The sequence below is a fragment of the Streptomyces sp. NPDC006012 genome, from assembly GCF_042871185.1.
Lineage (GTDB): Bacteria > Actinomycetota > Actinomycetes > Streptomycetales > Streptomycetaceae > Streptomyces.
In genome coordinates this window covers 156813-177559 of the sequence record NZ_JBIAIE010000012.1, presented here as the reverse complement: position 1 = coordinate 177559, position 20747 = coordinate 156813, and the positions used below count along the sequence as shown (strand labels likewise).

Annotated in this window: 24 protein-coding genes and 2 pseudogenes; 20 read left to right on the top strand and 6 right to left on the bottom strand. The window is 72.4% G+C overall.

The annotated features are described in order from the left end of the window. Positions 1–142 precede the first annotated feature (142 nt). The 5 genes and pseudogenes from ACFYPJ_RS21935 to ACFYPJ_RS21915 all read left to right on the top strand — a co-directional run. Positions 143–292: pseudogene (locus ACFYPJ_RS21935) on the top strand (hypothetical protein); the annotation flags it as partial. A gap of 197 nt (positions 293–489) precedes the next feature. Further along, positions 490–744, top strand: coding sequence for a Rho termination factor (locus tag ACFYPJ_RS21930; RefSeq protein ID WP_389019558.1), 255 nt, complete (start codon positions 490–492; stop codon positions 742–744). A gap of 113 nt (positions 745–857) precedes the next feature. Further along, on the top strand, positions 858–1544 hold the full coding sequence (locus ACFYPJ_RS21925; RefSeq protein ID WP_389019556.1) for a HemK2/MTQ2 family protein methyltransferase: 687 nt from the start codon (positions 858–860) through the stop codon (positions 1542–1544). Further along, a complete protein-coding gene (locus ACFYPJ_RS21920) occupies positions 1528–1746 on the top strand; it encodes a CDGSH iron-sulfur domain-containing protein (protein ID WP_389019554.1) in 219 nt (72 codons plus the stop codon). The genes ACFYPJ_RS21925 and ACFYPJ_RS21920 overlap by 17 nt, the downstream gene beginning before the upstream one ends. Then, positions 1689–2756, top strand: coding sequence for an iron-containing redox enzyme family protein (locus tag ACFYPJ_RS21915; protein ID WP_389019552.1), 1068 nt, complete (start codon positions 1689–1691; stop codon positions 2754–2756). Before ACFYPJ_RS21920 ends, ACFYPJ_RS21915 begins: the two co-directional genes overlap by 58 nt. A gap of 88 nt (positions 2757–2844) precedes the next feature. Here ACFYPJ_RS21915 and ACFYPJ_RS21910 read toward each other — a convergent pair whose 3' ends face one another. Continuing rightward, entirely contained in the window at positions 2845–3183 is a 339-nt protein-coding gene (locus ACFYPJ_RS21910) for a helix-turn-helix transcriptional regulator (protein ID WP_389019551.1), read from the bottom strand. Positions 3184–3358: 175 nt separating this feature from the next. Here ACFYPJ_RS21910 and ACFYPJ_RS21905 point away from each other — a divergent pair, with 175 nt between their 5' ends. After that, the gene (locus tag ACFYPJ_RS21905) at positions 3359–4078 is read left to right on the top strand and encodes an ANTAR domain-containing protein (protein WP_389019549.1); all 720 of its coding nucleotides are present in this window, start codon (positions 3359–3361) and stop codon (positions 4076–4078) included. Positions 4079–4521: 443 nt separating this feature from the next. On the opposite strand, the gene ACFYPJ_RS21900 is transcribed toward ACFYPJ_RS21905, so the two are convergent. Then, a complete protein-coding gene (locus tag ACFYPJ_RS21900; protein ID WP_389019547.1) occupies positions 4522–4836 on the bottom strand; it encodes a hypothetical protein in 315 nt (104 codons plus the stop codon). A gap of 262 nt (positions 4837–5098) precedes the next feature. Here ACFYPJ_RS21900 and ACFYPJ_RS21895 point away from each other — a divergent pair, with 262 nt between their 5' ends. The 8 genes and pseudogenes from ACFYPJ_RS21895 to ACFYPJ_RS21860 form a co-directional block, all read left to right on the top strand. After that, positions 5099–6910, top strand: a complete 1812-nt coding sequence (locus tag ACFYPJ_RS21895) for a gamma-glutamyltransferase family protein (RefSeq protein ID WP_389019546.1) — start codon at positions 5099–5101, stop codon at positions 6908–6910. Positions 6911–6996: 86 nt separating this feature from the next. Then, positions 6997–7917 (top strand): inositol monophosphatase family protein, encoded by a 921-nt coding sequence (locus ACFYPJ_RS21890; RefSeq protein ID WP_389019545.1) that lies wholly within the window; start codon positions 6997–6999, stop codon positions 7915–7917. A 297-nt stretch (positions 7918–8214) separates the two neighbouring features. Beyond that, positions 8215–9624 (top strand): phytoene desaturase family protein, encoded by a 1410-nt coding sequence (locus ACFYPJ_RS21885; RefSeq protein WP_389019543.1) that lies wholly within the window; start codon positions 8215–8217, stop codon positions 9622–9624. Then, a complete protein-coding gene (locus ACFYPJ_RS21880; RefSeq protein ID WP_389019541.1) occupies positions 9621–10130 on the top strand; it encodes an O-acetyl-ADP-ribose deacetylase in 510 nt (169 codons plus the stop codon). The genes ACFYPJ_RS21885 and ACFYPJ_RS21880 overlap by 4 nt, the downstream gene beginning before the upstream one ends. Positions 10131–10401: 271 nt before the next feature. After that, entirely contained in the window at positions 10402–10725 is a 324-nt protein-coding gene (locus ACFYPJ_RS21875; RefSeq protein ID WP_389019538.1) for a cupin domain-containing protein, read from the top strand. Further along, positions 10709–10975, top strand: coding sequence for a hypothetical protein (locus ACFYPJ_RS21870; protein WP_389019536.1), 267 nt, complete (start codon positions 10709–10711; stop codon positions 10973–10975). The genes ACFYPJ_RS21875 and ACFYPJ_RS21870 overlap by 17 nt, the downstream gene beginning before the upstream one ends. Further along, positions 10972–11598, top strand: a complete 627-nt coding sequence (locus ACFYPJ_RS21865; RefSeq protein WP_389019533.1) for a hypothetical protein — start codon at positions 10972–10974, stop codon at positions 11596–11598. The genes ACFYPJ_RS21870 and ACFYPJ_RS21865 overlap by 4 nt, the downstream gene beginning before the upstream one ends. A gap of 248 nt (positions 11599–11846) precedes the next feature. Then, positions 11847–12137 (top strand): annotated as a pseudogene (locus ACFYPJ_RS21860) (asparagine synthase-related protein); the annotation flags it as partial. Positions 12138–12263: 126 nt separating this feature from the next. Here ACFYPJ_RS21860 and ACFYPJ_RS21855 read toward each other — a convergent pair. Both ACFYPJ_RS21855 and ACFYPJ_RS21850 read right to left on the bottom strand, forming a co-directional pair. Then, positions 12264–12965, bottom strand: coding sequence for an MFS transporter (locus ACFYPJ_RS21855; RefSeq protein WP_389019720.1), 702 nt, complete (start codon positions 12963–12965; stop codon positions 12264–12266). 107 nt (positions 12966–13072) lie between these two features. Then, positions 13073–13327, bottom strand: coding sequence for a hypothetical protein (locus tag ACFYPJ_RS21850; protein ID WP_389019531.1), 255 nt, complete (start codon positions 13325–13327; stop codon positions 13073–13075). 254 nt (positions 13328–13581) lie between these two features. On the opposite strand from ACFYPJ_RS21850, the gene ACFYPJ_RS21845 reads away from it, so the two are divergent. From ACFYPJ_RS21845 to ACFYPJ_RS21835, 3 genes are all read left to right on the top strand, one after another. Beyond that, positions 13582–14184 (top strand): GPP34 family phosphoprotein, encoded by a 603-nt coding sequence (locus ACFYPJ_RS21845; RefSeq protein WP_389019528.1) that lies wholly within the window; start codon positions 13582–13584, stop codon positions 14182–14184. A 163-nt stretch (positions 14185–14347) separates the two neighbouring features. After that, positions 14348–15817, top strand: a complete 1470-nt coding sequence (locus tag ACFYPJ_RS21840) for an AlkA N-terminal domain-containing protein (protein WP_389019717.1) — start codon at positions 14348–14350, stop codon at positions 15815–15817. 9 nt (positions 15818–15826) lie between these two features. Further along, positions 15827–16309, top strand: a complete 483-nt coding sequence (locus ACFYPJ_RS21835) for a methylated-DNA--[protein]-cysteine S-methyltransferase (protein WP_389019525.1) — start codon at positions 15827–15829, stop codon at positions 16307–16309. A gap of 172 nt (positions 16310–16481) precedes the next feature. Here the strand turns inward: ACFYPJ_RS21835 and ACFYPJ_RS21830 are convergent, their stop codons facing one another. Continuing rightward, positions 16482–17216 (bottom strand): Sir2 family NAD-dependent protein deacetylase, encoded by a 735-nt coding sequence (locus ACFYPJ_RS21830; protein ID WP_389019522.1) that lies wholly within the window; start codon positions 17214–17216, stop codon positions 16482–16484. A gap of 176 nt (positions 17217–17392) precedes the next feature. On the opposite strand from ACFYPJ_RS21830, the gene ACFYPJ_RS21825 reads away from it, so the two are divergent. From ACFYPJ_RS21825 to ACFYPJ_RS21815, 3 genes are read left to right on the top strand one after another with little or no spacing between them, the layout of a single operon-like run. Beyond that, positions 17393–17602 carry a ferredoxin gene (locus ACFYPJ_RS21825; RefSeq protein WP_389019519.1) on the top strand — a complete coding sequence of 70 codons (210 nt, stop codon included), beginning with the start codon at positions 17393–17395 and terminating at the stop codon, positions 17600–17602. Continuing rightward, on the top strand, positions 17592–18965 hold the full coding sequence (locus tag ACFYPJ_RS21820) for an NAD(P)/FAD-dependent oxidoreductase (protein WP_389019516.1): 1374 nt from the start codon (positions 17592–17594) through the stop codon (positions 18963–18965). Before ACFYPJ_RS21825 ends, ACFYPJ_RS21820 begins: the two co-directional genes overlap by 11 nt. Before the next feature lie 30 nt (positions 18966–18995). Next, the gene (locus ACFYPJ_RS21815; RefSeq protein ID WP_389019513.1) at positions 18996–20216 is read left to right on the top strand and encodes a cytochrome P450; all 1221 of its coding nucleotides are present in this window, start codon (positions 18996–18998) and stop codon (positions 20214–20216) included. Positions 20217–20248: 32 nt separating this feature from the next. On the opposite strand, the gene ACFYPJ_RS21810 is transcribed toward ACFYPJ_RS21815, so the two are convergent. Continuing rightward, entirely contained in the window at positions 20249–20743 is a 495-nt protein-coding gene (locus ACFYPJ_RS21810; protein WP_389019511.1) for an NUDIX domain-containing protein, read from the bottom strand. Positions 20744–20747 lie beyond the last annotated feature (4 nt).

Sequence of the window (20747 nt, the reverse complement as noted above, 5' to 3'; positions counted from 1 at the left end):
CGGCCGTCGGCCTGGGCCGTGCGGAACAGGTCCGCCGGTTCGCGGTTCTTCTCGTGCTCGGCGTCACCGAACCTCGCGGTGAGCCGGTCCGCCCAGGACGTGCTGGACCGTTGGGCGCAGCAAGCCTCGCGCGAAGATCTGGTTGACGCAGCCCGGCGACGTGCTGGTCACTCCCGTACCGCTGAGCAGTTCCTTCCAGCACTACGCCGAGGAAGTCATGGCGATCCCGCACGGTTCCGTCGCTGTTGTCACCGCGGCTGCGGTCCCCGGCGCCCCGTTCGCGGAAGCGGTACGACACGCGGGTCATGCAGTTCGAGACCCCGCGCCGGGCGACAGACCCGGGAAGCACACCCTGAGGCGCCGGACGCCGTACCGATCCTCGGAGTGCGCCCCTGCATGTGGCCCGCAGCGTCGAGGGCCAGAGGCCGGAACTGCGACGTCTGAGAGACGAAACGGGGTACTCGTCGCCCGAAAGCGAGGTGAGCGCCAATGCCCAGGGCACAGATCAAGGACGAGGGGACCTACCAGGCGCTGCGCCGCCGAGGTGAGAGCAAGGAGAAGGCCGCGCGGATCGCCAATGCCGACGGCGGATCGCGCAGCCGGACCGGCCGCAAGGGCGGCAAAGCCGGCAAGTACGAGGACCGGACCAAGAACGACCTCTACCGGGAAGCGAAGAAGGTCGGTATCGAAGGACGCTCCCAGATGAGCAAGAACCAACTGATCGACGCCCTCCGCCATCACTGAGGTGACTTTCCCGGGCCGGGCCGGACGTCCGCCGGCGATGCAGATCCCGTTCACCGCGGCCCGGGCGACGGACGTGGGATGCGGCGACGGGCAAAACAGGGAAGAGGGGACCCATGGTCAGCCAAGCGCCGGCAGCCGTGCGGACGGAACGTCTGCTCACCCCGCCGGGCGTCTATACGCCCCAGTACGACACCGAACTGCTCGGCCGTGCCATGAGCCGCGAACGTGTCGGCCCTGAAACCGACATACTGGACCTCGGCAGCGGCGGTGGCGTGCTTGCCCTCAGGGCGGCACGGCTGGGCGCTCGCGTCACCGCGATCGACATAGCCTGGCCCGCCGTACTCACCACTCGCCTGAACGCACACCTGGCACGACGACGTCTGACCGTACGCCATGGCGACCTCACCGACGCCGTCTCCGGCCGGTCGTACGACCTCGTGGTGAGCAATCCGCCCTATGTGCCCTCGCCGCCCCGAAGCCTGCCGCACCGGGGCTGGTCACGCGCCTGGGAGGCAGGGCACGACGGCCGCGCGATCGTGGACAGGATCTGTGACGAGGCACCGGCCGTACTGCGGCCGAAAGGCGTGCTGCTGTTCGTCCACTCCGCACTGTGCGGTGTCGAGGCCACCCTCAAACGCCTGGCGGACGCCGGACTGTGCGCCTCGGTGACCGAACAGGCCCTCATTCCCTTCGGCCCCGTGTTGCGCTCCAGGCGTACCTGGCTGCGCCGGCAGGGCCTACTGGGCGAACCGGACGACGGGCTGGAGAGGCTGGTGGTGGTCCGTGCGGAACGCATCTGATCGACCCCGGCGTGTCATCGCCGACCCCGGTGGGCCGGTGCTCGTGGAGGGACCGGTCGAAGTGGTCACCGCCGACGGCAGGGTCTTCACCTCGAACCGCTTCGTGGTGGCCGTCTGCGCATGCGGCAGAAGCCGCCGATACCCATGGTGCGACACCAGTCACCGGCTCCGTGCGACCCTCCGGGGGGAGGGTACGAAGTGACCCGGGCGCAGCAGGAGTCACGCTTGCACAGCCCCGCGCTCCCTTCGCCGCGCGGGGAGCTGTCCGACGGAGTCATCAACGCGCTGAGCACCGGCACCGCGGCCCCGTCCTTGACCCGGTTCGCCGATCCCTACGGAGACGATCTCCAACTGGCTCTCTACGTCCTCTACGAACTTCACTACCAGGGTTTCGACGGTGTGGCCGACGACCGCGAGTGGGACCCCGAGCTGCTGGCTCTGCGACGCTCGCTGGAACAACCGTTCCTCACGGCCCTGCGCGCCGACACTCCGGCGTCGGCCGGTGCCGAGGCGGCCTTCGCCTGCCTCCTGGTCGACTCCTTGGGATGCCCGGACACGAGCGTCAGCCGCTATCTCCAACAGGAGGGCGAGCCATGGCAGTTGAGGGGGTACGCGGCGGTCCGCTCCCTGTACCACCTGAAGGAGGCCGACCCGCATGCCTGGGTCATCCCCCGGCTGCACGGACAGGCGAAGGCGGCCATGGCGGCGATCGAGTTCGACGAGTTCGGCGCCGGGCGGGCTGACGAGGTCCATGCCCGGCTCTACGCCGATCTCATGGCGGACCTCGCCCTGGAAACGGCGTACGGCCACTACCTCGACGCCACCCCCGCCGAGGGACTGGCGACGGTGAACCTGATGTCGCTGTTCGGCCTGCACCGGGCCCTGCGCGGTGCGCTGGTCGGGCATTTCGCAGCCGTCGAGGTGACCTCTCCACCGGGTTCGCGACGGCTGGCCGAGGCCCTGCGCCGCACCGGCGCGGGCCCGGCGGCCCAGCGCTTCTACGACGAGCATGTGGAGGCGGACGCCGTCCACGAGCAGGTCGTACGCCGTGATGTGGTCGGCGGGCTGCTCGCCGCCGAACCCGCACTGGAGCCGGACGTGGTTTTCGGCATCCGGGCCACCGGCTTCCTGGAGGACCGGCTCGGCGCGCGTCTGCTGGGCGCTTGGCGGCAGCGGCGCAGCGCCCTGCGCGCGCAGCCGAGGCGACATTGACTCCGGCCGGCCGGTCAGCTGCGTGTCCTGTGCCTCCCTCTCTTCGACCCATTGATCAGATCCACCCGGACGACCGACAACACCCGCATCACCTCCGCCGCGCATCCTGGAGGACACGATTGCGGTCCGCTTCGTCCCGGACGAGCAACGACAGCAGTGCGGCGACGGTCAGCCCCGCTTCGGCCGGGTGCCGAAGAACCTTGCTGGAATCGACCCGGTAGATATTGCCGCGCCCTTTCCGGCTGTGCGAGAGATAACCGTCCTCCTCCAGATCGGAGATGATTTTCTGTACGGCACGTTCCGTAAGTCGACAATGCAGGGCGATGTCGCGGATGCGCACGTTGCGTTTGTCGGCGATGACGGCCAGCACTCGGGCGTGGTTGGTCAGAAACGTCCAACCGAAGTGCGACTCAGGCGCTGCATCCATAACGAAACCTTATGTTCGTGAATTCATGTTTCCAAAAGGGTGAATTTTGTTTCGTGTAACTCTTGACGTGCGGTCCGGGGTCAGGGTGAGCTTGAAGTGACGACTGACGGGTTCCACGCAGAGGGGTAGTCATGCCGGAACCTGAGCACGAGAAGCAGTCGACGGTCGGGCCGATATGACCAGCGCGCACGCGTATCGCACGCCGCCGCCCGACCTGGTCATCGAGCCCAGCGCGGAGGGCGACCACACGCTCGTCAGCGTGCGCGGCGACCTCACCCTTGACTCCTGCCAATCCCTCCAGAAAGCCCTGACCGGCGCCCTGAACAGCTCGGCCACTCGCGTCGAACTCGACCTCTCCAAGGTGGACCACTGCGACTGCTCCATGCTGAATATCCTGCTCAATGCACGCCGCGAGGCGCAGCCACGGAACAAGTCGATCACCATCGTCGCCGATGGCCCCGCCGTCGAACGGATTCTGGCGCTCACTGACACGCGCGCGCTCTTCTGCCACCGGCAGGCTGCCGAAGTAGAAGTCTCGATTACGTCGGCGGGCCGCCGGCGGCCCGAGACTGTCGACGAAGACCTGCGCGTCGAGCTGATCCAGATGCAGCGCGCCCTGCAGACCCGGCCCGCCATCGACCTGGCCCGCGGCATCCTCATGGCATCTTTCGGCCTGAGCGCCGACGAAGCCTGGCAAGTGCTGGTCGACGCGTCCCAGAACACGAACACGAAAGTGCACCGCGTGGCCGGAGAGGTGGTGACCACAGTAGGCGGTGCCCCCCTGGCTGGACCCCTGCAACGACAACTGACGACAGCGGTCGCGAGGGTGTGCGCCGAGTCGCGTGTCACGCCGCGGGGACGTCGGTCTCCTGTCCGGCGACCGAAGTTTCGGTGACTGCCCCTGCTCGCCGCACATCTGACCGGCCACCACGCTGAGGCAGCCGCTCCGGCCGGAGCACGGCGTCGGCGCGGGTCGAACAAACCGCGCGTTCATGCGACCGGCCATTCGGATGCCCGTCTCCGCATGGTTTCGACCCGTGCCAAAGAGGTCCTTCCTGAACTGGAAGTATGTGCCCGCGCCGTCCAGTCGCGTCTGTCCGATGACGGCACTTGGTGTGCGGCATGGACCGCCCGCGACATCCTGATCCACCAGACGGGCAACGCCGAGAACTGGCCCGGGTGCTCGCCGCCCACATGACAGGCGAGCCGGTAGCAACTCGGGGGTTCGATGGTGAGATCCCCTGTCGGAAATTGACTGAGCCGGGGCAGCTCTGGTCTGCCTTCCTTCACCGGTGCGGACGGCTTGTCGAGGTGACCGAGACGATTGCACGGAACCTGTCACCGGATGTTGAGGTGATGTGGACGGGACGGTCCATGAAAGTGCCGTTTTTCCCTGAACGCATGCGCGAAGAGCTGGTTCTTCACCGAGAGGACCTGACAGTGGGGCGGCCCGGAACACGGCAAAGAGCGGAAGAAGTTCAGCCTCGTACTGACGACGAAGTACGGGAACGCGATCGCTGCCAACACGTGAAACACCGAGATCTGGAAGCCCGCGTTGGCCAGGGCAGGCGTCATCCTGCCGCAGGCCAAGGGGGCGAAGCCGTGGCAGTGGCAAGCCGCGCCGAAGGACGGGTTCCACGTGTTGAGGCGCACATATGCGTCCTCGTCCTTGAGGCAGGAGAGTCGGTCGTAACCCTCGCAAAGTGGCTGGGGCACTCGTCGCCGACCATCACCCTCGACCACTACGCTCGCTTCATGCCGGAGGCAGGGAAGAAGGGGCGCAGGGCGATCGACAGCCTTCCGGAAGGGCGGGAGAAGGAGATCCCTGGCGCAAACTCCCCAGGTTCTCCCCAGGTCCCGTCCTGAACGACCATCATGCAGGCCGATGCACGGAAACAGCGAGGTGAGAGGTCCTGTGTTCACGACCCGACCCACTCTCCAGGGCACCTTCGGCATGGTGTCCTCCACGCACTGGCTGGCCTCGCAGTCCGCCATGGCCGTGCTGGAGGACGGCGGCAACGCCTATGACGCCGCCGTCGCGGGCGCGTTCGTGCTGCACGTCGTCGAGCCGCATCTCAACGGCCCGGCCGGCGAGGTGCCGGTCCTCCTGGCCCCGGCGGGCGGTGAGGTGCGGGTGCTGTGCGGGCAGGGGGTGGCGCCCGCGGGCGCGACGGTCGCGCACTACCGGGGACTCGGCCTGGACCTGGTGCCCGGAACCGGACCGCTCGCGGCCGCCGTGCCCGGCGCCTTCGACGCCTGGCTGCTCCTCCTGCGCGACCACGGCACCAGGTCCCTCGACGACGTCCTGAAGTACGCCATCGGGTACGCGGAGCACGGTCACCCGCCCGTGGAGAACCTCACCGGGACCGTCGAGAGCGTGCGCCGGCTGTTCGAGACCGAGTGGACCTCGTCGGCCGAGGTGTACCTGCCCGGCGGCGAGGCGCCCCGGCCCGGCCGGCCGTTCCGCAACCCGGCTCTCGCCGCCACCTGGCGGCGGCTGCTCGCGGAGACCGCGGGCGCGGGGGACCGGGAGGCGCGGATCGAGGCCGCCCGCGAGGTGTGGCGGTGCGGGTTCATCGCCGAGGCACTGGTACGGCAGGCCCGGCGGCCCACCCTGGACACCAGCGGCGAACGGCACAGCGGCACGCTCACCGCCGCCGACCTCGCCGGCTGGTCCGCGAGCTACGAGGCCCCCGTGACGTACGACTGGCACGGCTGGACCGTGTGCAAGGCGGGCCCCTGGAGCCAGGGCCCCGCCCTGCTGCAACAACTGGCCCTGCTGCCGCCCGAGCTGCCCCCGTACGGCTCCGCCGACTACCACCACCTGCTGATCGAGGGCTGCAAGCTCGCCATGGCCGACCGCGAGGCCTGGTACGGCGACGCCGCCGACGTACCGGTCACCGAGCTGCTGTCCGACGCGTACAACGCCGGGCGGCGGACGCTGGTCGGCGACCGCGCCTCGTACGAACTGCGGCCCGGCAGCCCCGGCGGGCGCCCGCCCCGGCTGTGCGACCACGCGCGCGTGGCGGTCGGTGCGGAGCCCGGGATCGATCCGTTGGGCGTCGGCGAGCCGACCGTCGCCCGGCTCCCCGGCGGGTTGGAGACGAGTGCCGACGGCGCCACCCGTGGCGACACCTGCCATCTCGACGTCGTCGACCGCTGGGGCAACATGGTCGCGGCCACGCCGAGCGGCGGCTGGCTCCAGTCCAACCCGGTCGTGCCCGAACTCGGCTTCCCGCTCGGCACCCGGCTCCAGATGACCTGGCTGGAGGAGGGCCTGCCGGGCACCCTCACCCCCGGCCGTCGCCCGCGCACCACCCTCACTCCGTCCGTCGCGCTGCGCGACGGAAACCCGGTGCTGGCCTTCGGCACGCCCGGCGGTGACCAGCAGGACCAATGGCAGCTGCACTTCTTCCTCGCCCTCGCACTGCGCGCCCCGGTGCGCGGCGGCCTCGACCTACAGGGCGCGATCGACGCCCCGAACTGGCACAACGACAGCTTCCCCAGTTCCTTCTACCCGCGCGGCCGGAACCCGGGCAGCGTCACCGTGGAGTCCCGCATGGACCCGGCGGTGGTCGCGGAACTCCGGCGGCGGGGCCATGACGTCACCGTCGGCCCCGACTGGTCCGAGGGCCGGCTGTGCGCGGTGGCCCGGGACCCCGCGACCGGCATCCTGTCGGCGGCGGCCAACCCGCGCGGGATGCAGGGCTACGCGGTGGGTCGCTGACCGAGGGCACCGGCTGTTCGTCTCGATTCCACCTGGGATACACCGGACCGGTGTGGATTGTCAGCGCCGCATGCTCTCATGGAGACATGATCGAAGACACCAGGACCTGGGGGTGCCCCCTGGACGAAGGCCACGGACAGCGCGCAGAGGCCGGTGAGGACAGCCTCGCCGGAGCCCTTCTGACGGAATTCCTCCCCAGCCGCTCGGCCGAGGTGGAGGAGGCGATCCGCAAGGCCGCGGCGACCGAGATCCTGCCCCGTTTCCGCCGGCTCGCCGACCACGAGGTCGCGCACAAGAGCGGGCCGCACGACCTGGTCACGGACGCCGACCGCCTCGCGGAGCGGTACCTCACCCAGGTCCTCGCCGCCCTGCTGCCCGGCTCCGTCGTCGTGGGCGAGGAGGCGGTCCACGCCGACCCCGCGACCTACGAGGCGATACGCGGCGACGCGCCCGTGTGGATCGTCGACCCGGTCGACGGCACCCGCCAGTTCGTGCACGGCGACCCCGGCTTCTGCACGCTCGTCACGCTCGCCCACCGGGGCGTCCTGCTCGCCTCGTGGACCTACGCACCGGCCCTCGGCCGGCTCGCCACCGCCGTACGCGGCGGGGGCGCCTTCCTCGACGGTGAACGGCTCGTCGCGGGCGCACCCGCGCCCGGCCGGGACCTGCGCGTCGCCACCTCGCACCCGGACTACACGACCGACGAGGAGAAGCGCGCGCTGCTCGGGCTCCGGGCGGACGGCGTCGCCCCGCGCGCCTGCGGCTCCGCGGGGCTGGAGTATCTGGCCGTGGCCCAGGGTGAGTCGGAAGCCACCGCGTTCACCTGGGAAGCCGCTTGGGATCATGCGGCGGGCCTGCTGCTGGTCGAGGAGGCGGGCGGCACCCACTGCACGCTCACCGGCGAACCGTTCCGCATCACCGGCGGCAACGCCCTGCCGTTCACCGCGGCCCGGGACGCCGCCACGGCCCGCCGGGTACGGGAACTGCTGCGCGGCAGCGGCGACTGACCCGGCCGCGGCGCCGGGCACGGACACCGCCGGGATGCCGGGGCGGGGTGCGGGCGCTGCCGGGCCGCCGGGCCGGACACGGACGTCAAGCGGGGCTCGCACGTCGGGCAGGGGCCGGACGCCGGGCTGGGCTCGGGCGCCGGGCCGGGTTCAGGGCGTGGACACCGGGGCGGTCCTGACCGTCCCCGCGGGGCCCGGCGGCCGGTACTCACCCCACGCCGTCGGGATTGTCAGTGCCCCGGCATATGCTGACTCCGAGTGGCCATCGGCTGACGAAGGGGTCCGAAGGTGCCGTCGATGCTCGATGCGGTCGTAGTGGGAGCGGGGCCGAACGGATTGACGGCCGCCGTGGAACTGGCCCGCCGCGGCTTCTCCGTGGCCGTGTTCGAGGCCCGCGACACGGTGGGCGGCGGGGCCCGCACCGAAGAACTCACGCTGCCCGGCTTCCGCCACGACCCCTGCTCGGCGGCGCATCCCCTGGGGATCAACTCACCGGCCTTCCGTGCCCTCCCGCTGGAGCGGTACGGCCTGGAGTGGTTGCATCCCGACCTGCCCATGGCGCACCCGTTCCCGGACGGCACGGCCGCCGTGCTGGCCCGGTCGGTCGCCGAGACGGCCCTCTCGTTCGGGCCGCGCGACGCGGGGGCGTACCGCAGACTGGTCGCGCCGTTCCTGCCCAAGTGGGACACCCTGGCCCGAGACTTCATGTCCCTGCCCCTCACCGCGCTCCCACGCGACCCGGTCACCCTCGCCCGCTTCGGGCTGGTCGGCCTGCCGCCCTCCACCTGGCTGATGAGACGGTTCCGCGACGAACGGGCCCGGACCCTGTTCGCCGGGCTCGTCGCCCATGTCATGGCCCCGCTGGGCGGCTTCGCGACCGGCGCCGTCGGCCTGGTCTTTGCGCTCGCCGCACACGCCAGGGGCTGGCCCGTGGCCCGCGGCGGATCCCAGTCGATCTCCGACGCCCTCGCCGGCTACCTCAAGGACCTCGGCGGCAGCGTGCACACCGACTACGAGGTCAAGCGCCTGGACGACCTGCCGCCCGCCCGCTCGTACGTCTTCGACACCTCGCCGACCGCCCTGGCCCGTATCGCCGGATTCGGCAGCCACTACGAGGGCTACCGGTACGGACCCAGCGTCTTCAAGATCGACTACGCCCTGGACGGCCCGGTGCCGTGGACCGCGCCCGAAGCCCGCTCGGCCGGGACCGTGCAGATCGGTGCGAGCAGCGCGGAGATCGGCACCGCCCTGCGTGCCGTGTACCGCGAGGGCCGGGCGCCCGACAAGCCGTTCCTGATCACCGTGCAGCCCAGCGTCGCCGACCCGACCCGCGCACCGGCCGGCCGCCAGGTCTTCTGGGCGTACGGACATGTGCCCAGCGGCTGGACCGGTGATCTCACCGACGCCGTGGAGCGCCAGTTGGAGCGGTTCGCTCCCGGCTTCCGTGACCGGGTCCTGGCCCGTGCCACCGCGGGCCCGCCCGAACTGGCCGTCCGCAACGCCAACTACGTCGGCGGTGACATCGCCTGCGGCGCGGTCTCCGGCCTCCAGATACTGCTGCGTCCGAAACTGTCGCTGTTCCCGTACCACACGCCGCACCCGGCGGTCTTCATCTGCTCGTCGGCCACCCCGCCGGGCCCGGGTGTGCACGGCATGTCGGGACACAACGCGGCGAAGGCCGTCTGGAGGAGGCTGAGACAGGCATGACCGCCATCACGCTCGTCCAGGGGGACATCACCCTGCAGACCGCCGACGCGATCGTCAACGCGGCCAACTCCTCGCTGCTGGGCGGCTCAGGCGTCGACGGCGCGATCCACCGGCGCGGCGGCCCCGCCATCCTTGAGGAGTGCCGCAGGCTCCGTGCCTCGCAGTACGGCAAGGGCCTGCCCACCGGCCAGGCGGTCGCCACGACGGCCGGCGACCTGGACGCCCGCTGGGTCATCCACACGGTGGGCCCGGTGTACCAGGTCTCGGGCGGCGACCCGACGCTGCTCGCCTCCTGCTACCGGGAGTCGCTGCGGGTGGCCGACGCCCTCGGCGCGCGCACGGTCGCCTTCCCGGCCATCTCCACCGGTGTCTACCGATGGCCGATGGAGGACGCCGCGCGCATCGCGGTGCAGACGGTGCGGGCCGCGGAGACGGAGGTCGAGGAGGTCAGGTTCGTCCTCTTCGACGAGCGGGCCTACACGGCGTTCGCCGCGCAACTCCCCTGACGGAAGCGGAGCTTACGGGGGCGGCCCCGCCGGCCACCGGCTCCCGCGCGGACCGAAGCTCCGGCCGCCGGCCGTCCGGCGGTGCGCCGCACGGGCCGGGCAAGCCCAGGACCCGGTCACCTGGTGGACTCTGATGTGCGCATACGTTCTTCCGACGGGTGAGCCGGAACCTCGGGTGCCGCCTGGCCGGCGCCCGGAGCCGGCCCCGTGCGCCGCAGCCGGCGGAAGCCGTCGCCGAGAGCCGCGGGCGCAGGCCGACAGCCTGCGGGGCATGCGCCGCCAGACCGTCGCCCGCCGGCTCACCGGCTGGCAGGGGGACGGTCCCTCCAACGCCACCGTCAAACGGGGCGTCGTCAGCCCGTGCAGCGCCTTCACCCCGAATGCGCACGGCGGCGAGCACTTCGTCCTCAGCCTCGGCTACGCGGCCTGCGGCCTGTACGACAGCGAGCGCGACCGGGTCGCCGAAGTCCGGCTCCGTCCGGGTGAGTTGATCAGGATTCCGGAGATGGTGCCGCACTCCTTCGTCAACCGGGACAGCGCCCCGCTGGCCATCCTGGCCGCCAACACCGGCTACGGCATTGACCACGAGGACTAATCAACCACGAGGACTATGCGATCACCGCCCGGAGGCGGAGCGCAGGGCGGCCGGACGGGCGTACCGCACGCCCGCGCCGGACGGCGGGCACGCGGCCACCCTCGCCCGCACCGACCACCTCGAACTCGCCGCCGCCCTGCGCGACATCGAGCGGGTCCAGCGGTTGCGGGGGCCGGGCGTCACCATCGTACGGGAGCGGCTGGCCGCCCGGCTGCGCTGGCTCGCGCAGGGACTGGAGGGCCGCCGGTGATCTGCCCGCACTGCGAAAAGTCCCTGCTGCGCCGGGAGCGGACCGGCAACGTTTCCAGCAAGTGCGGATGCGGATATGCCTTGGACCCCAAGTCCAACCCACTGAAACTCAGCGACCTCCAGGTCCGCCGGATCGCCCACGTCCTCACCCGGGACGGCCAAGTGCCGTGTGCCTGTGGTCGGTTGTGGGACGCGCTGTCCCGCAAGTCGCTGCCGGACAGCGGTGTCCAGCCGGGCTGCGCCGCGGCGCTGACCCTCGTCCGGGTCGTCCTCCAACTCATCGGCCTCGGTGCGGACGCCGTGGTCTTCACCGTCGTCAGCGGCCTCATGCTGCTCACGGCGGCCGACTTCGTCCTCGCACGGCTGGCGGGCATGGGCCGGGGCCGCCCGCCGGTCGCCCGGGACGCCTTCCGCACCGGTCTGCTGGCGGACTGGCGGAGCGTCTACGGCGGGCTGCCGCCCGGGGTGGTCGACGACAGCAGTTGTCCGCGGGCGGCCGTCCGCCCGGTCCGGGACCGGGCCGGCTCGGTCCCGGACGGGACGCCGGGCACCGCGGGGCCGGCCGGCGGGCCCGTGCTGGTCTGCCCCGACCGCTCCATCGCCGTCTTCCTGGACGCGGCCTGACCGTCCGTCACGGACTGACCCTCGTCGCCGACCCGGCCGCACTGCCCACCCTGGCCTCGGGTCCGTCCGGTCCGTCCGGTCCGTCGGACAGGGGACCCGTGCCGGTGCTCCACGACGCCGACGTTCTGGGGCTTCCCGCTGGTCGGAATGGAGCCCGCCAAGCTGCTCGCTGTCGTCTCCCGGGCCGTCGAGCGGGCCGGTGCGGCCGCCGCCCCGCACCACCGGCGCGCTGATTCCGTCTCCGCGGCGCGGCGCAGAAATGGGTGCTGAAGGAGGCCGTACGCGATCTGCTGCCCGCCACGGTCGTGGACCGGCCCAAGAGCGGGACGCGGGTGCCGGTGCAGCAGTGGCTGACCGGGCCGCTGCGTGAACTGGGCGGTGACCTGCTGCTCGGCCGGGCCGCGCGGCAACGCGGGCTGTTCCGGCCGGACACCGTGCGGACCTGGATGCGCGGCCAGGGCTCGCTGCTGCCCCGGCAGGGCGGCAAGCTGTGGCTGGTGCTCACGCTGGACCTGTGGCTGCGGGCGTACGGCCTGTGAACCGGATTCCGGCAGACGTCGCCGCGACATGCGCATGCCGTGCGGGACGGGACTGGCTGGTCGGCGGGAGCTGACGGCGGGGTGCATACCCGCACCTCGCCCCGTCCGGTCGGCGTGCTGCGCGGTTCAGGCCGAGTGCGCGGTCACCCCCTGAGGTTCCGCACCTCGTGAGGTGAGGACATGGCCGCGGTCGGCCACGAGCCACCAGAGGGCGAGCAGCAGCGCCCCGGCTGCCACGAGGAGTGCCACCAGGAGGGCCCCCGCCACGCCATGGGTCTGCGCGAGACCACCCGACACGGCCTGCCCGCCGGCCGTCCCGAGCGGACCGCCGGCGCACAGGACGGTCATGGCCACCGTGGCACGCTCCGCAGGGGCGAGCCGCTCGGTCAACGCGTACAGGCTGATCATGTAGGGCGCGACGGTGAAACCGGCCGGTGCGACGGCGGCCGGCAGGGACACGAGCCGGGCCCCGGCGAACAGGACCAGCATGCCGGCGCAGAGGAGCGCGGCCCCCGAGACGTAGCGGGCGCGCAGGGAGAACCGCTGGGGGAGCCAGGTGCAGACGGCACCGGCCAGCGCGCTGCCGATCCCGAACTCGGCGTACACGAGCCCCGAGGCGCCGGGACTGCCGATCGTGTCGGCGTACACGGTGACGGCCGTCTGGACCGAGCCGAACACCGCGCCCACCGCCACCATCGCCAGGAACATGACGGCCAGCGGGCCGACCGGCAGCCGTGTCCTTCCCGCTCCCCGCGAACACGGGTGTGCCGGGCCGCGGTGGGTGTGGCGGAGAGCGAAGGGGAGGGTGGCTGCCGCGATGAGGGACATGGTCACCACGGCAAGCGCAGTCGGCGGACTCCCGTCGTGGTGAGTCGGGGCGGACGTCGGGCCGTCACGCCGCCCAGCCCGCTCCGGGCGGGCGGCGGCGATGCCCGTCAGGCGCTGCCCGTCAGGCGCTGCCCGCCGCACGGTGGCCCGTCACGGCGGACGCCGTCGGCCGTCCGAGGCGGGCCGGGCTGCCGGCCGCCACCGACCAGCCAGTCGCCGGCGCCCTCCTCGCCGTCGTTGTCGCCCTCGACCGCGGGCGGCCGGTGCGGTTCGTGGGCGAGCAGGGCGCGGGCGCCCCCGTTCGGTGGTGCCGCGGGCCGGCGGTCGCCGCGTGGGCCGGACCCGCGGACCCGTCCCCGCATCCCCGGCCGTCCGGCTGCTGTGCGACCCTGTGGCCAGGCGTTCGTCCTGGCTGCCGGCGTGGTCACCGGGGCGGCCCCGGTCGTCGCCGTGCTGCGTATCGGCCTCGCGCACCACAAGGTGGTGGTGCGGGAAGCCGTGCCGACGTGGCCGACCGCCCCGCCGACGGGCTCCGGCCGGCCGACGGGCCGGGCCGACGCGGCACCCCGCCGCCCGGGCGCCGCAGCGCCGCCCACGCACCTGACAAGGAGTCGACATGACCACACCGCGGGACCTCTTGATCGTCGCCCTGGACACCCCCGCCGACCGCCCGGTCGGGCAGGGCGACCTCTCGCTGGCCCTCGCGGGAGCGGAACTGATCGACCTCGTGCGCGCCGAGGCCGTCGCCCTGGACGGCGACCTGATCGTGCCGGGGCCGCCGCTGGGCATGGGCGACCGGCTGCTGGACGACGCCGTGGCGGCGCTCGTGCGCGCGCAGCCGTACGAGTCCGTGGAGGACTGGCTGTGGCGCCGGGGCCAGGCCCTGGCCGCCGCGTACGTGGACGCCCTGGAGGCGGCGGGCGAAGACGGCAGGCGACGCGGGCACCGGATCGGCCTGCGCACCGAGCGGACCCGGCTGGGCGATCCGGCGGAGCGCGGTCGTGCGGCCGAGCGCTGGACCTCCGGCGAGCCGGTCCTGGCCGAGTTGGGGGCCGCCCTGGGCTTGCGGGACGAACCGGCCGAGGGCACGGCGGGACTCGCCGAGCCGGTCGTCACCGTCCTGGCCGCCGTGAACGGCGCGGTGGTGGAACTGGAGGCGGTCCGGCAGCGGCGCAGCATCGAGGACGCGGCCTTCGACAACATCTGGCGCGCGCCCTGACCGGTGCCGGGAACGGCGGGCGTGAGGACGGGCCCGGCGGGCGACGGATGCCGTAGAAGGCACCCGGGGTGATCCGGGGCGGACCAGGACAGGGCACGTTGATGTCGGATTCTCGCCAGCTCCGACCCGTTCGGTGGCCGATGCTGGAGGCATGCAGAAAGGCATGCACTTCGACCGGGAGCGCTGCGTGCGGGCCGTGCAGTCCAAGGACGCGCGGTTCGACGGCTGGTTCTTCACGGCCGTCCTGACCACCCGCATCTACTGCCGGCCCAGCTGTCCCGTCGTCCCGCCCAAAGCGGAGAACATGACGTTCCACCCCAGCGCCGCCGCCTGCCAGCAGGCCGGTTTCCGGGCCTGCAAACGCTGCCGGCCCGACACCAGCCCCGGTTCCCCGGAGTGGAACCAGCGCGCCGACCTGGTGGCCCGCGCCATGCGGCTGATCTCCGACGGCGTGGTGGACCGCGAGGGCGTGCCCGGGCTCGCCGCCCGCCTCGGGTACAGCACCCGGCAGGTCGAACGCCAACTCCTCACCGAGCTGGGTGCGGGCCCCCTCGCGCTCGCCCGTGCGCAGCGCGCCCAGACCGCCCGGATCCTCGTCGAGACGACCGCGCTGCCGATGGCGGAGATCGCCTTCGCGGCCGGTTTCTCCTCCATCCGCACCTTCAACGACACCGTCCGCGAGGTGTTCGCGCTCGCCCCGAGCGAGCTGCGCGCCCGCGCCCCGCGCAGGCAGACCGCGGGCACCCCTGGGGTGCTGTCCCTGCGCCTGCCGTTCCGCGCCCCGCTCAACCCCGACAACCTCTTCGGCCACCTCGCGGCGACCGCCGTACCGGGCGTGGAGGAGTGGCGGGACGGCGCCTACCGGCGCACGCTGCGGCTGCCGTACGGGCACGGCATCGTGGCACTCACCCCGAAGCCCGACCACATCGCCTGCCGCCTGGTCCTCAGCGACCTGCGGGACCTGACCGTCGCCGGCAGCCGCTGCCGCAGGCTGCTCGACCTGGACGCCGACCCGGTCGCCGTCGACGAGCAGTTGCGCACCGACCCGGTCCTGTTGCCGCTGGTCGACAAGGCACCCGGCAGGCGCGTGCCGCGCACCGTCGACGGCGCCGAGTTCGCGGTCCGCGCGGTCCTCGGCCAGCAGGTGTCCACGGCCGCCGCCCGCACCCACGCCGCCCGCCTGGTCACCGCGTACGGCGCGCCCATCGACGACCCCGAGGGCGGTCTCACCCATCTCTTCCCCGCGCCCGAGGCGCTGGCCGAGGTCGACCCGGAGACACTGGCGATGCCCCGCACCCGGCGGGCCACCTTCACCACGCTCGTCGGCCGGCTCGCCGACGGCACCCTCCACCTGGGTGTGGAGAGCGACTGGGCCGAGGCCCGGGCCCGGCTCCTCGCCCTGCCCGGCTTCGGGCCCTGGACGGCCGACGTCATCGCCATGCGCGCCCTCGGCGACCCCGACGCCTTCCTCGCCACGGACCTCGGGATCCGGCGTGCCGCCCAGGAACTGGGTCTGCCCGCCACCCCGTCCGCGCTCACCGCGCGCGCCGCGGCCTGGCGGCCCTGGCGGGCGTACGCGGTCCAGTACCTGTGGGCGACGGACAGCCACCCGATCAACTTCCTGCCGGTGTAAGGATCTACCGTGAAACAGCACACCGTGATCGACAGCCCCTACGGCCCCCTCACCCTCGTCGCCGACGACGGCGTCCTGTGCGGGCTCTACATGACCGGACAGCGTCACCGCCCCCTTGAAGAGACCTTCGGGGACCGCGACGACACGCTCCTCCGCGCGGCGAAGGAACAGCTCGCGGCCTATTTCAGGGGCGAGTTGAAGGAATTCACCGTGGAACTCAGGCTCCCCGGAACCCCGTTCCAGCGCAGCGTCTGGGAACAGCTCAGGACGATCCCGTACGGCGAGACCCGCAGCTATGGCGACCTCGCCGACGCCCTGGGCAATCCCCGTGCCTCCCGCGCGGTCGGCCTGGCCAACGGCCGCAATCCCGTGGGCATCGTCGTCCCCTGCCACCGCGTCGTCGGCGCCGACGGCAGCCTCACCGGGTACGGCGGCGGCCTGGAACGCAAGCGGCGCCTGCTGGACTTCGAGCGGGGCACGGCGCTGTTCTGAGCCGGCCCCGCACGGACGGGCCGACGGCCCGTCCGTCCGCCTTGCACGGTCACGCGGGTGACGAACTTGCACGCTCACGCCGTGACGAACGCTGCCGGGCGCCGGGGGTGGTGGGCCGGCCGGTGGCGGGCAGGCCGGATCCGAATCCTCGGAACGTTCGTCACCGTCCTCGTCAGGACGCCGAGTTCGCCAGCCGGGACAGCAGCGCGGGCAGTGAGGTGCCGATCGGCTCGCGGATCACCTCGTGTGCCCGGTCGTCGTACGGAGTCGGCTCGGCGTTGACGACGATCAGGCGGGCGCCGTGGTCGGCGGCGACTGCGGCCAGGCCCGCCGCCGGCTGGACCTGGAGGCTGCTGCCGACCGCGATGAACACCGTGCACGCCTTGGTGATCGCCATTGCTTCGGCGACGACCACCGGATCCAGCCGCTCCCCGAACATCACGGTCGCCGCCTTCAGGATCCCGCCGCACTCCAGACACGGCGGATCCGGCTCGCCCGCCTCGACCCGGGCGAGCGCGTCCGCCATCGGCCCGCGCGCGGCACACTTCGTACAGATGACACTGCGTGCCGTGCCGTGCAGTTCGAGCACCTTGCGGGCCGGCAGGCCGGCGAGCTGGTGCAGGCCGTCGACGTTCTGCGTGATCACCCGCACCGGCGTCCCGGAGCGCTCCAGCCCGGCCACGGCCCGGTGCGCGGCATTGGGCTGCGCCAGCAGGGTGCGGTTGCTGCGGTGCAGCTGCCAGGACCGCCGCCGGATCTCCGGGTCGTCCATGTAGTAGTCGTACGTCACGAGCTTCTCGGCCTCGGGATCCTGCCGCCACACACCGTTCGGCCCGCGGTAGTCGGGGATCCCGGAATCCGTGGAGATGCCGGCGCCGGTGAGGAGGGCGACGAGAGGCTTGTTCATGGGCCGAGCGTAGGGCGGGTGTTCCCGGCGGGGCGAACGGATATCGGGGCAGCGGGGCCCCGTCGTCCCCTGCGCGACGTGCCCGCGTGACCGCTGCCCGGCGCACAGCGCGCGCATGGCTCCCACCGGGTCTAGAAAGGAAGGAGGAGCCGGCGTGCCGGAGGGAGTGACCAGCGATGCAGATCGTGGTGGACCTCACCCGTTGCCAGGGCTACGCACAGTGCGCGTTCCTCGCCCCGGAGATGTTCGAAATGCACGGTGAGGAGGCGTTGCTGTACCACCCGGCTGTCCCGGAGGGGCAGCGCGAACGCGTCCGGCAGGCCGCGGCGGCCTGTCCCGTCCAGGCCATTCTGCTGGGCGAGGAGGTGAGCCCCGGTGCCCGGTGACCTCCGGCAGGGCCGGATCGTCGTCGTCGGCGCGTCGCTCGCCGGACTGCGGGCCGCCGAGACGCTGCGCGACGAGGGCTTCACCGGTTCCCTGACGATCGTCGGGGACGAGCCCCATCCGCCCTACGACCGTCCCCCGCTCTCCAAGCAGGTGCTGTTCGGCAAGGTACCCGCGTTCTCCACCGGGCTGCCGATGCGCCGTGATCCGCAGGCGGAGTGGCGGCTCGGCGTGCGCGCCACCGGACTCGACATGATCCGCAAACGGATCCTGCTGGCCGACGGGGAGGAACTGCCCTACGACCGGGTGCTGATCGCCACCGGGACGCGGGCACGGCCGTGGCCGAAACCCCAGGAGGCGGCCCTCGACGGTGTGATCACCCTGCGCACCAGCGACGATTCGGCGCTCCTCGCCGAGCGGCTGGAGGCCGGACCGCGCCGGGTGCTGGTGATCGGCGGCGGCTTCACCGGTTCGGAGATCGCCTCGGCCTGCCGGGAACGCCACCTGGCCGTCACGGTCGCCGAACGCGGGCCCGCGCCGCTGGTGGGTGCGCTCGGCGGGACACTGGCGAAACTCGCCGCCGCCATGCAGCGCAACCACGGCGTGGACCTGCGCTGCCGCGTCACGGTGGGCGCGCTGACCAGCGACGGCGACAGCCACTTCACCGGCGCCGAACTCTCCGACGGCAGCCGCGTCGACGCCGACGTGTGCGTCGTCGCGATGGGAGCGGTCCGCAACGTCGAGTGGCTGGCGGACTCCGGGCTTGCCGCCGGGCCGCGCGGCATCGCCTGCGACGCCGGATGCCGCGCCTTCAACATGTACGGCATCGTCACCGACGACGTCTTCGTGGCCGGCGACGTCTCCCGCTTCCCGCACCCACTGTTCGACTACCAGTTGCTGTCCCTGGAACACTGGCGCAACGCGGTCGAGCAGGCCGAGGTCGCGGCCCACAACATGGTCAGTCCGGAACCCCTGCGCCGCCCGCACCTCTCGGTCCCGGTGTTCTGGTCCAGCCAGTTCGGACTCAACATCAAGTCGGTGGGCGTGCCGACCTACTCCGACCAAGTGGTCATCGCCCAGGGGTCGTTGGAGGCGCGCAGGCTGGCGATGGTCTACGGCTTCCGGGGCCGGGTGACCGCGGCGGTCACCGTCGACATGGCCAAGTCGCTGGAGTACTACCAGAACCTGATCGAGACCGCCGCGCCCTTCCCGCCCGCGCCCGGTGCCTCGGACCGTCCCATGGCGGCCGAAGTCCCGGTGCCCTCCGACGTGCCGGACCCCGCCACCCTCTACCACGGCCCCACCGTCGCGCTCACCGGTCACCTGCCGGACCGCCGACTGGTCAGGATGCCGCCCACGCGGTGACCCACCGCCCCCGTCCACGAGGAGTCCGTCATGACCGCCGACACCCTGCTGGAGCGGATCACCGACTACGCCAGCCGCCCCGACCCCTGGCCGCTGTACGCGGAACTGCGGGAGGCCGGGCCCGTGGTGCGGCAGGCGGACGGCAGCCACCTGATCGGCACCTACCACGAGATCGTCGCTCTGCTCCACGACCCGCGGATCAGTGCGGATCCCCGCAACCGCATCATCCCCTCCACCGAACGGCCCTCCGGCGAGCTGCCGAAGCCGCCGTTCCTGCGGCTCGACGACCCCGAGCACCACAGGCTGCGCACCCGCACCATGCGGCCGTTCGGCCCGCCGCACACCCCCGCCCGGGTCGACTCCATGCGCGGTGAGATCAGCCGGATCACCGGCGAACTGCTCGTGTCGCTCCAGGGCCGCGAGCAGGTCGACGTGGTCGACGACTTCGCCTATCCGCTGCCCGTCACGGTCATCTGCCGGCTGCTCGGCGTGCCGCGCGAGGACGAGCCGATGTTCCGGGAGTGGACCGATGTGATCGTCGCCGCCGCCGACATCGGATCCGAGGACGAGGACACCGCCGAACGGGACAAGGCGGGTGTCCTGGCCCGGCAGGAGATGGGCCAGTACCTGCTGAACCTCGCCGACCGGCGCAAGGGCCGCCCGACGGACGACATGCTCTCCGCGTTCGTCAACGAACCGGACCCGGAGCAGCGGCTGACCCCCGACGAACTGGCCACGAACGCCGTGCTGCTGCTGATCGCCGGGCACGAGACCACGGTCAACCTGATCACCAACGGCGTGCTCACCCTGCTGCGCCAGCCCGCCCAGCTGAACCTGCTGCGCCGCGAACCCGGCCTGTTGCCGCGTGCGGTGGAGGAACTCCTGCGCTACGAGCCCCCGGTCCACATGCGCGAGCGATTCCCCCTCGCCGACGTGGACATAGCGGGCACCACCCTGCCCAAGGGGTCCCGGGTGCTGCTCGCGATGGCATCGGGCAACCGCGACCCCGCACGCTTCACCGACCCGGACCGGTTCGATCCGACCCGCCCGGACAATGAGCACATCGGCTTCGGCAGCGGAGTCCACGTCTGCTTCGGTGCGCCGCTCGCCCGCGTCGAGGCGCAGACCGCGCTCGGCGCGCTCATCCCGAACCTCGGTGCCGCTTCGCTGGTGCAGGACCCGCCCCCGTACCGGACCAACGTCATGCTCCGCGGCCCCCGGCACCTCCCGGTGCGCTTCGACGCGGGCTGACCCGCACGCCGCCGCGGCGCGGGCGCACCGGGTCAGCCCACCCGGTGGCCGTTCTCCAGCTCGGCCGTGCCCGCGCCGTCGGCGAGGACGTCGAGCGCGGCCAGGACGCGGTGGCCGAGGGCGCCGGGCAGGTGCTCGGTGAGGTTCTCACGGGGCACCAGCCGCCAGGACAGCAGTTCCTCCTCCTGGAGCCGGATCGAGCCGAGGTCGTCCGCGGACAGGACACCGCCGTCGTAGAGGTAGACCACCAGCGGCGGCCGTCCCTCGCCACGCACCCAGTCCACGGTGAGCAGCCGGCCCGGCTCTACGTCGAGGCCGATCTCCTCGGCCGTCTCCCGGCGGGCGCCCTGGCGGGGCGTCTCCCCGTCGTCGGACTCGATGGTGCCGCCCGGAAGCGCCCAGCCCGGACGGTAGTTGGGTTCGACGAGCAGCACCCGGCCCTCGGTGTCCCGGAACAGAGTGGCGGCCCCGGCGAGGATCCTGGGGAGGCTCGCGATGTACGTGGCGAAGTCTTGTGTGGTGGCCATCCCC

Excerpts from the sequence above, each read along its gene's own strand:
- ACFYPJ_RS21930 (WP_389019558.1), top strand. The coding sequence starts at position 490 with ATGCCCAGGGCACAGATCAAGGACGAGGGGACCTACCAGGCGCTGCGC.
- ACFYPJ_RS21925 (WP_389019556.1), top strand. The coding sequence starts at position 858 with ATGGTCAGCCAAGCGCCGGCAGCCGTGCGGACGGAACGTCTGCTCACC.
- ACFYPJ_RS21915 (WP_389019552.1), top strand. The coding sequence starts at position 1,689 with ATGGTGCGACACCAGTCACCGGCTCCGTGCGACCCTCCGGGGGGAGGG.
- ACFYPJ_RS21910 (WP_389019551.1), bottom strand. The coding sequence starts at position 3,183 with ATGGATGCAGCGCCTGAGTCGCACTTCGGTTGGACGTTTCTGACCAAC.
- ACFYPJ_RS21905 (WP_389019549.1), top strand. The coding sequence starts at position 3,359 with ATGACCAGCGCGCACGCGTATCGCACGCCGCCGCCCGACCTGGTCATC.
- ACFYPJ_RS21890 (WP_389019545.1), top strand. The coding sequence starts at position 6,997 with ATGATCGAAGACACCAGGACCTGGGGGTGCCCCCTGGACGAAGGCCAC.
- ACFYPJ_RS21885 (WP_389019543.1), top strand. The coding sequence starts at position 8,215 with ATGCTCGATGCGGTCGTAGTGGGAGCGGGGCCGAACGGATTGACGGCC.
- ACFYPJ_RS21880 (WP_389019541.1), top strand. The coding sequence starts at position 9,621 with ATGACCGCCATCACGCTCGTCCAGGGGGACATCACCCTGCAGACCGCC.
- ACFYPJ_RS21875 (WP_389019538.1), top strand. The coding sequence starts at position 10,402 with ATGCGCCGCCAGACCGTCGCCCGCCGGCTCACCGGCTGGCAGGGGGAC.
- ACFYPJ_RS21855 (WP_389019720.1), bottom strand. The coding sequence starts at position 12,965 with ATGTCCCTCATCGCGGCAGCCACCCTCCCCTTCGCTCTCCGCCACACC.
- ACFYPJ_RS21850 (WP_389019531.1), bottom strand. The coding sequence starts at position 13,327 with ATGCGGGGACGGGTCCGCGGGTCCGGCCCACGCGGCGACCGCCGGCCC.
- ACFYPJ_RS21845 (WP_389019528.1), top strand. The coding sequence starts at position 13,582 with ATGACCACACCGCGGGACCTCTTGATCGTCGCCCTGGACACCCCCGCC.
- ACFYPJ_RS21840 (WP_389019717.1), top strand. The coding sequence starts at position 14,348 with ATGCACTTCGACCGGGAGCGCTGCGTGCGGGCCGTGCAGTCCAAGGAC.
- ACFYPJ_RS21830 (WP_389019522.1), bottom strand. The coding sequence starts at position 17,216 with ATGAACAAGCCTCTCGTCGCCCTCCTCACCGGCGCCGGCATCTCCACG.
- ACFYPJ_RS21825 (WP_389019519.1), top strand. The coding sequence starts at position 17,393 with ATGCAGATCGTGGTGGACCTCACCCGTTGCCAGGGCTACGCACAGTGC.
- ACFYPJ_RS21815 (WP_389019513.1), top strand. The coding sequence starts at position 18,996 with ATGACCGCCGACACCCTGCTGGAGCGGATCACCGACTACGCCAGCCGC.
- ACFYPJ_RS21810 (WP_389019511.1), bottom strand. The coding sequence starts at position 20,743 with ATGGCCACCACACAAGACTTCGCCACGTACATCGCGAGCCTCCCCAGG.